Annotated in this window: 3 protein-coding genes and 1 pseudogene; all 4 read right to left on the bottom strand. The window is 41.7% G+C overall.

Going from position 1 to position 5246, the window contains the following annotated elements; all coding sequences use genetic code 11:
• Positions 1–405: 405 nt before the first annotated feature.
• Positions 406–945 carry a DapH/DapD/GlmU-related protein gene (locus QZ138_RS11145; protein ID WP_292889088.1) on the bottom strand — a complete coding sequence of 180 codons (540 nt, stop codon included), beginning with the start codon at positions 943–945 and terminating at the stop codon, positions 406–408.
• Positions 946–2223 carry a histidinol dehydrogenase gene (hisD, locus tag QZ138_RS11140; protein ID WP_292889087.1) on the bottom strand — a complete coding sequence of 426 codons (1278 nt, stop codon included), beginning with the start codon at positions 2221–2223 and terminating at the stop codon, positions 946–948.
• Between the two features lie 7 nt (positions 2224–2230).
• Positions 2231–3880 carry a dihydroxy-acid dehydratase gene (gene ilvD, locus QZ138_RS11135; protein ID WP_292889086.1) on the bottom strand — a complete coding sequence of 550 codons (1650 nt, stop codon included), beginning with the start codon at positions 3878–3880 and terminating at the stop codon, positions 2231–2233.
• Between the two features lie 241 nt (positions 3881–4121).
• A pseudogene (locus tag QZ138_RS11130) lies at positions 4122–5246 on the bottom strand (hypothetical protein); the annotation flags it as partial.

The following is a 5246-nucleotide window of genomic DNA, read 5'->3' as shown; positions in this document are numbered from 1 at the left end:
AAAAGAATTAAATAAGGCTGGGAAGAGTTACGCAAAACTTCCAGTGGGTGTACTTTGAAAAATCAAGAACCAACCTTACAAAATTCATCAGTCATAAGAGATTACCCTATCAGCCATGGTAATGGTTATAGATTACAATGACATCAAGCATAATCAATACAATGTCAAGTATCATCAGAATACCTAAAATGAATCCCTCACCTCCAATACAAGAGGAAACAATAGACATACATAACTACATTTCCAATCAGGCAATTAAGTTATTAATTCATCTATTGAATAAAATATATTAAAATCAATGATATTTAAATAATGTAGAATCTTTTTTATCAAAATTAAAGTTATTTAATAAAGTTATAAGGGAATTAAAAAATTGTAATGAAAATAAAAAAAGCGGATAAGATATCAGAACTTATCCTTATCCAATGTTTTGACAACCTTGGCAGGTACGCCAACGGCAACCTCATAGTCACCGACATCCTTTGTGACAATAGCCCCAGCACCGACAATAGCATACTCACCGATTGTAACACCGGGAAGGATGCTTGCTCCGGCACCAATCCAGGCTCCCTTTTTGATATGGATCGGTTTGCAGGTTAGAACTTGCCTGTCATACTCGTCATGGTTGTTTGAGAGAAGCTGAACGTTTGCCGCCATCATGACATCGTCTTCCACTGTTATTCCGCCACGGGCCATCAGCAATGAGTTGGAGTTGATAAAAACATTATTGCCCACTTTCAAACGGTCAAATGCCGCACCGGCAATAGGAGCTATGATTTGACTGTTTTCACCTAAATTATCGCCCAACAACTCTTTTAAAAGATTGTTGTACTCATCAGTGTTTGGCAATGTATGATTGAGTTTGAAGACTATCTCTGCCATTTCCCCGGCCTTGATCATTTCCTCTTCTTTCATCTCGCGCATGTCTACCCTTTCAAAATCCATCTAATCATCCCTTAATCTTGTCTTGAATGAATTTGCATGAGCAAAGAATCCCTCGTATTCAGCAATAGGAACTGAAGTCTTGGACAACTCTTTTAACCCGTCTTTTGTTAATCTTTGAACTGTTGGCTTTTTAATGAAGGCTTCGGTTGAAAGACCGGAATACATCTTTGCACCTCCTCCTGTCGGAAGCACGTGGTTTGTTCCTGATCCGTAATCACCGGCAGCAACAGGCGAATATTGGCCTAAAAATATTGAACCGGCATTGTTGATGTGTGATAAAGTTTCATCATCGTCTTTAGTGGATATGATTAAATGTTCAGGAGCATATTCATTTGTAACATGAATTGCTTCTTCAAATGTATCAGTGATAATGATTTTTCCACTTTTAGACAATGACTCCTCGATAATTTCACACCTAGGCGCAACCACGGTCAGTTCCTTTACGAATTCATCAGTCTTTAGGGCCAAATCCTCACTGTCAGTTACCAGAAAGCATGAAGCGTTAGGGTCATGCTCGGCCTGTGCCAGTATGTCTGTTGCAAGAAACTCTGGGTTTGCGGTTTCATCAGCAAGAATCAGCACTTCAGAGGGTCCTGCCGGAAACTCAATATCTACTTGACCATAAACCAGTTTCTTTGCAGCGGTAACGAATATATTTCCCGGACCCACAATCTTTTCTACCCGAGGCACTGATTCGGTTCCATATGCAAGTGCGGCGATTGCCTGTGCACCGCCGACCTTATAGATTTCATCAGCCCCCGCAATATCGGCCGCAACAAGAATAGCATCCAGAATCTTACCATCCTTCTGTGGTGGTGTTACGCAAACCACCTTTTCGACTCCAGCGATTTTTGCAGGTATTACAGTCATCAGTATTGATGATGGATAGGCTGCCCTGCCCCCCGGTATGTAGCATCCGGCTGAATTGATTGGCCTTACAATCTGACCTGCAACAACTCCAGGTGTCACTTCAATATTCCACTCATCGGGAATCTGTTTTTTGTGGAATTTCTCAATGTTTGAAGCGGCATTTTTAAGAGCGGTCAATAATTCACTGTCCAGTGTCCCGTAGGCTTCGGCAATTTCATCTTTGGATACTTTCAAATTTTCTATTGTAACACCGTCGAATTTTTCAGTATACTCACCGACAGCCTTATCACCGTTTACACGGACATTTTCAAGAATCTCGGATACGGTGCCCAGGACATTGTTAACGTCCTGCTCTGACCTTTTCACGGTTTCAGCCAAATCAATGTCTGAGTATTTAAGTATATCCATATTAACACTACCTCAGGATGGCTCCGGTGTCGGCTGAGTGGACAAGTTTCTGATACAGTGCCAGCCATCCGGTAACATCACTTTCAGGGTGTTTTACATCCTTTAACCTGGATTGGATTTCCTCATCTGTCAGCTCAACGTTTATCAGTCTGTTTTCAATGTCGATTTCAATGATGTCCCCGTTTTGAATGGCTGCAATCGGGCCGTCCTCACGTGCTTCAGGAGATACGTGGCCTATGCATGGTCCCCGTGTTCCGCCGGAAAACCTGCCGTCGGTTATAAGTCCCACGTCCTTGATGTTCATGCCGGCAAGGGCGGAAGTTGGATTGAGCATTTCACGCATTCCAGGTCCGCCTTTAGGTCCCTCATAACGGATTACTACAATGTCACCTTCCTCGATTTCATGGTCAAATATTGCTTTTGTAACATCCTCTTCTGAGTCATATACCTTTGCAGGTCCCTTAAGATGCATGAGGTGGTCTGCCACTGCACCTTTTTTAACGACACTGCCGTTAGGTGCGAGATTACCTTTAAGTATTGCGATTCCACCGTCCTCATGAACAGGATTGTCCAATGTATGGATGACATCAGTGTTTCTGTTTTCAACGCTTTTGAGGTTTTCAGCGATTGTCTTGCCGGTGACTGTCATCTGATTGGTGTCAATCTTATCACCTAAAGTCTTAAGAACCGCCTGGATACCACCGGCAAGGTGCAGATCCATCATTGAATCCTCACCGGCAGGTGAAATCAGTGCAATGTGAGGCACTTTCCTTGATATCTCATCGAATAGTTCCAAATCAACATCCACACCCTCGACTTCACTTGCAAGTGCAGGAATGTGGAGTGCAGTGTTTGATGAACCGCCCAGTGCCATGTCAACCGCTATGGCATTGTTGAATGATTCCTGAGTCATGATGTCGGATGGTTTGATGTCCTCTTCAACAAGTTTAATAATCTGTTTTCCGGACTCATAAGCAATCTGATTGTTTTCCTCTGTTCTTGCATGGGTTGTTGCACAGCTTGGAAGGGACAATCCCATAGTCTCAGCAATACAGGCCATGGTATTGGCTGTAAATAAACCGGAACAGCTTCCAGCCCCCGGACAGGCACATCTTTCAAGTTCCATAACTTCCTCTTCGCTCATCTTACCTGCGGAGTATGCGCCGACAGCTTCAAATACTGTAATCAAATCAGCCGGCTTGCCTTTGTATTCACCTGACTGCATTGGTCCGCCAGTAACAACAATGGACGGTACGTTGACACGTGCCGCACCCATAATCATTCCCGGAACCACCTTGTCACAGCTTGGAATCAATACCAGACCGTCAAATGCATGGCCATTAGTCATTGACTCAACTGTAGCGGCGATTATTTCCCTTGAAGGAAGGGAGTACTTCATTCCCTCATGGTTCATGCTGATACCGTCACAAACCGCCATGGTGTCGAATTCGAATGGTATACCGCCGGCGGCTATGATACCGTCCTTGACGAATTCCACCAGTTCCCTGAGGTGAATGTGACCTGGTACAATGTCTGTAAAACTGTTTGCTATACCGATGAACGGCTTTTTGAAATCCTCATCATCAAGCCCACAGGCCCTTAAAAGGGATCTGTGCGGTGCTCTTTGAATTCCTTTTTTAACATTATCACTTTTCATTTAATCACACAATATAATCTAATCATTATTATATATTTCACTAATAACTTTTAAAATGTTTGAATCCTATTAACTTGCGGATAATGCTGAAAATATAGTGATGAATCAATATTTTGAAAAATAGCATTGATTAAAATAATAGTTAACGATAGACAATATCGAAATTTTAATCATTAAATGAATTAAATCAATGTTTGAAAAAAAGCAAAAAAATAAAATTATGGGAAAGTTAATTCCCATTCTAATTTTTCCTTCTTAATGTTATACCGCAAACAGCCAACAGCGCTAAAAGAACAATTACTATCGGATTACCGGTAGCATGCATTTTTGATTTAGGCGGATTATTAACCGGACTTCCCTTATCGGAAGGACTATCAGTTCCGCTGTCGTCATCATCATCCGCCGGAACAGGTGAATTTCCACCGTCATCCTCTTCAACCACAATGATTTCAGTATCATTGTTATTGGTTTGATTAGGATCATAAGTGGAACTGTTGACGACAACAATGTTTGCAATCCTGCCGTTTGAAATCAGTACTCTTGTAGTGAGTTCCAATGTAGCGCTCTGACCTTTGGTCAAGTTGCCGATTTTCCAGACATTGCCCTCGAATGACCCCTTACTTCCAACTGCTTTGGTTAGATGCAATCCTTCAGGCAATTGTTCGGTGACTACAACATCAAATGCAGTGTCCGGTCCATTGTTAGTGACTTTAATTGTCCATACAATCAAATCACCTTTCTTAGGTTTAGGATTGGAAACTGTTTTTGTAATTGATATGTCCGCTTCAGGGTCAACGCTGATTGTTTCATTGTCCTCATTATTGGTTTCATTAGGGTCGTATGTTTTATTGGATGATACGACTGCAATATTTGTAATATTGACGTTTGTAACATCAACACGTGTTTTGAAGCTAATGTTTACTGTTTCCCCCTTAGCTATCTTATCAATTAACTTGTAAATACGATTATTGTTTCTTGATACATCACCGCTGATGAATGTCAATCCGTTCGGCAGCACATCTTCAATTAAAACTTCTTTTGCATTATCAGGACCGTTATTGGTAACACTTATTGTCCAGACAATCACATCTCCCTTGCGAGGGGTTGAATTGCTTACTGTTTTAACAATGACCAGGTCGGATATTGGTGGAACCTCAATGGTTTCATTGTCCTCGTTATTGGTCTCATTAGGGTCGTAAGTGTCACTGGTAACATTAGCAATGTTAGTAATGTCGGCGTCACTTACCTCAACAACGGTTTCAAAGGCGAATGTCTGATTCTTGCCGGCTTCAAGAAGAGCAATAGTGAATGAAACATTACTGCCTCCATTTACTAATCTGATGCCATTTGGCAAGTTATCACTAAC

This window comes from Methanobrevibacter sp. UBA212, from assembly GCF_905233225.1.
Taxonomy (GTDB): Archaea; Methanobacteriota; Methanobacteria; order Methanobacteriales; family Methanobacteriaceae; genus Methanocatella.
The sequence above is the reverse complement of the archived record's forward strand: the minus strand, read 5'-3'. Positions and strand labels throughout refer to the sequence as shown.

Excerpts from the sequence above, each read along its gene's own strand:
- ilvD (WP_292889086.1), bottom strand. The coding sequence starts at position 3,880 with ATGAAAAGTGATAATGTTAAAAAAGGAATTCAAAGAGCACCGCACAGA.
- hisD (WP_292889087.1), bottom strand. The coding sequence starts at position 2,223 with ATGGATATACTTAAATACTCAGACATTGATTTGGCTGAAACCGTGAAA.
- QZ138_RS11145 (WP_292889088.1), bottom strand. The coding sequence starts at position 945 with ATGGATTTTGAAAGGGTAGACATGCGCGAGATGAAAGAAGAGGAAATG.